Raw genomic sequence first — 412 nt, 5'->3', positions numbered from 1 at the left:
CCGCGGTGAGCCACACGCTGCCGGGTGCGATCGGCGTGGCCCGGGCGTTGCCGGCGCCCGCCAGCGACGCGCCGGCCGCAACACGCCGCGAAACCACGGCCACGCCGGCCTTCGAAGCCGTCGCCGCCGGCCCGACGCTGGAGCTGCCCTCGGTGCTCGTGCTCGCGCTGCTGCTGCCCTGGGCGCTGGCCCTGGCCTTCGCCGCGCTGCGCTTCGGCCTGCAGTGGCGAAGCCTGCGCCGCTGGGCCCGTCGCCTGCACGACGACGACACGGCGCCTTCGCCCGGACTCGCCAGCCAGGCGCGCCGCCTCGCCGGCGACCTGCGCCTGGCCCAGGCGCCCAGCCTGCACGTGGTGGCCGGCCTGGCCAGCCCCATGCTGCTGCCCGGCGGCCGCCTGCTGCTGCCCGAGTG

1 protein-coding gene is annotated in these 412 nt (G+C 78.9%); it reads left to right on the top strand.

Features of this window, described 5'->3' with window-relative positions; all coding sequences use genetic code 11:
* Positions 1-412: hypothetical protein (locus N790_RS16385; protein ID WP_169742148.1), on the top strand; the 412-nt coding region annotated here is incomplete at both ends.

It is taken from the genome of Arenimonas malthae CC-JY-1 (assembly GCF_000747075.1).
Taxonomy (GTDB): Bacteria; Pseudomonadota; Gammaproteobacteria; order Xanthomonadales; family Xanthomonadaceae; genus Arenimonas; species Arenimonas malthae.
The sequence above is the reverse complement of the archived record's forward strand: the minus strand, read 5'-3'. Positions and strand labels throughout refer to the sequence as shown.